Annotated in this window: 2 protein-coding genes; one reads left to right on the top strand and one right to left on the bottom strand. The window is 60.9% G+C overall.

Going from position 1 to position 2,143, the window contains the following annotated elements:
* Positions 1-511, top strand: a 511-nt coding sequence (locus tag EN914_RS33095; protein WP_127389571.1) for a hypothetical protein, incomplete at its 5' end; no start/stop codon positions are given.
* 500 nt (positions 512-1,011) lie between these two features.
* Here the strand turns inward: EN914_RS33095 and EN914_RS33090 are convergent.
* The coding region (locus EN914_RS33090) for an SLC13 family permease (RefSeq protein WP_206527295.1) at positions 1,012-2,143 on the bottom strand (1,132 nt) is incomplete at its 5' end.

Raw genomic sequence — 2,143 nt, 5'->3', positions numbered from 1 at the left:
CGATATTAGCATCGTGGCGGGTAATTTGGGCGGCCGGCTTACGGGCGAAGCGTCGGAGGCTGGCGAGGATGCGGCAGCAGGGGCTGGTGTCGGCGCCGTAGTCGGCGGGGCCGGCGGCCTGCTCACCGGCCTTGGCCTGATGGCCATACCTGGTCTCGGCCCCGTGGTTGCCGCGGGCTGGCTGGCAGCGACTGCGGTCGGCGCTGTCGGCGGTGCCGTGGTCGGTGGCGCAGCTGGCGGCATCATCGGCGCGATGACAGAGTCCGGTGTGCCGGAAAGCGACGCACATGTTTATGCCGAAGGCGTTCGGCGCGGGGGAACAATGGTTATAGCCAGGGTCGAAGACGACCTTGTCCCCGACGCGGAACAGATACTGAAGCAATATAATTCCGTCGACATAGCCCATCGGCGAACCGAATACGAAGCAGGCGGTTGGACCGGCTTCGATCCAACGGATGAAGTCTACACAGGTGATGACCTGGAAAGCGCCAGAGGTCGTCGCAACGTGTGAGATGAAATGACTGGGCGGCTAACAGCCGCCCTCGTCCTTCCTGCGCGATGTGCAACGCTGGTATCTCAGGTAGCACCAAGGTCGAATGGTCGTCGCGACGACTTGCAGTTCACCAGGGCCCTGCCGCTGAGCAACACACGACTTGTGATGCTGATCGCAGCCCGAAAGGGCCTCGTATTCTCGAAGAAAGCGTTATCGGCCTGTCGTCATCACGAAGGTGAACCGGCTTTTCCTAGGTGAGAAACGACGTCAATACTCCGCCAAGCCCCTGACAATCTCGCTGCGGTGTATAGTCCATGGCCTAAGGTTTGTTTGCTGGCTTTCCCTTTGCCCCGATAGAGCGGCCGGAACACAGTTTCTGTTGCCGCGGGCGGGACGAGAGGGGAACTGCTGGCGACACTGACCGCAGGTTGGCCAGCCCGCGTCAGGCTTGCGCGGCGACCTCATTCACGATTGTGGTGTCGTGTGGGATTTCCAAGAAGGCATCCGAATATCGGATGTCAGTTCATTGGCCAGACGATCATAAGCATCGGCACAGCAACAATGACTACGAGGAAAGACAGGGGAAGTCCCAGACGCGGATAGTCGCTGAAGCGGTAGCCACCCGGCCCCATGACAAGCGTGTTGCACTGGTGTCCGATCGGGGTGAGAAAATCACAGCCGGCGCCAATGGCGACAGCCATCAAAAACGGTTCGGGCCTGTAGCCCAGATCACTAGCAAATTCGGCGGCGATAGGCGCCATGACAAGGACGGTGGCGGCATTGTTGAGGAATGGCGTAACGGCCATGGCGGCGACAAGGATGAGCGTCAGTGCGCCGGACGCCGGAAGGAGGGTCCCCAGTCTAGCAAGCTCGCCGGCAACTACTCCCGTAGCTCCTGTACTGCGTAGTGAATCGCTCACTGGAATGAGAACGGCGAGCATGACGAGGATAGGCCCATCGAGCGATTGGTAAACATCGCGGAGCGGAATGACCTTGAAAAGCACAATCGCGACCGCGGCCGCGAAAAAAGCGACGGACACTGGCAGCAGCCCAAACGCCGTCGCCACCATGGCGAGAGCAAGGACCACTACCGGCACGATACCCTTGCGGACGCTACCAAGAAGGATAGCCCTTTCTGCCAGCGGTAAGCAGCCGAGTTCACGAAGTATCTCGGGCATCCTCGCTGCACTGCCCCGCAAGACGACAACGTCCCCGAGCCTCAGCTCGACTGCGGCCAGCCTGCGGTCGAGGCGCTCCCCACGACGGCTGACGGCCAGGAGGTTGACGTTGAAGCGATCGTAAAGGGCAAGGCGCTGGGCGGTCCAGCCGATCAAAGAGGAGCTTTCACCGATTACGGCTTCGATAGCGACCATCTCGTTGGTGGTGTCGTCACCACCGCCCCTATCCCCGGTCACGCTGAGCCTGCCCTGGGAGACAAGGCGATCCAGCGCTTCTGGGTCGCCCTCGAGCAACAGGATGTCATCCACCTTGAGGACCACGTCGGGCAGTGGCGTCATCCGCATCGTGCGATTGCGCAGGATCGACGTCACGATTGCATCGCCCCCGGCGAGCTTCATGAGGTCTGCGACGGTTTTCCCGAGCACCGTGGAGTCGGCGACAATTCGAGCCTCTGTAAGGTAATTCTTGATG

It is taken from the genome of Mesorhizobium sp. M7A.F.Ca.CA.001.08.2.1, from assembly GCF_003998455.1.
Lineage (GTDB): Bacteria > Pseudomonadota > Alphaproteobacteria > Rhizobiales > Rhizobiaceae > Mesorhizobium > Mesorhizobium ciceri.
Note: the sequence above shows the minus strand (reverse complement) of the source record. Positions and strands in the feature narration are given on the sequence as shown.